The organism is Synechococcus sp. R55.7 (assembly GCF_047461955.1).
In the GTDB taxonomy this organism is placed as follows: Bacteria; Cyanobacteriota; Cyanobacteriia; order Thermostichales; family Thermostichaceae; genus Thermostichus.
In genome coordinates this window covers 1-560 of the sequence record NZ_JANSIC010000511.1, presented here as the reverse complement: position 1 = coordinate 560, position 560 = coordinate 1, and the positions used below count along the sequence as shown (strand labels likewise).

The 560-nt window shown below is 56.8% G+C and carries 1 pseudogene; it reads right to left on the bottom strand.

Annotated elements, in window-relative coordinates:
• Positions 1–229, bottom strand: a pseudogene (locus NW820_RS13420) (RNA-guided endonuclease TnpB family protein); the annotation flags it as partial.
• Positions 230–560 lie beyond the last annotated feature (331 nt).

Here is a 560-nt window from a genome sequence, read left to right as displayed (position 1 = left end):
CTGCCACCCGTCTGCACACCTGTTGAGCCAAGTTACTGGACAAGCCGAACCGGGCACGGATTTCGCGGTAGCACAGAGACTGGAGCTTAACGGCGTTGGCGACTTTCTCGGGTGTGTTTTGGTTGACCCAGTTCAAGGCTTGGCCAAAAGCCTCCATCGTCGCGTCCAATTTGGCGGCTTGCGACTGGGATGCCTTGAGCTTACAGGATATGGTCAGGACTTGGCTCATAAGTTCATTGTACTTCATCAAAGCGCATTCCTCCCGGCAGTGACCCTACGGGCACAGTGCGGGGCTCCTGCGATTTCTAGCTGATCCCCGGGTGCTATGCCATCCAGCCAAGGGCGGGGATCCCAAGAAGTCCAGCATGCTTTCGTCCCATGTTGACCGGCCCAACCCCACCTCGGCGGCACCTGAACCCGCAACTGCAGCAGCAGGCAGGGCAGTAGAGACGGGAGACAAAGGCATTCCGAAGCTATGATGAACAGGGATGGCTCTGAGTTTCTACCTACATCTTTAACTGGGTCTGTTTTCAGGCTGTGCTGACTGCTTCTTCTGCCGG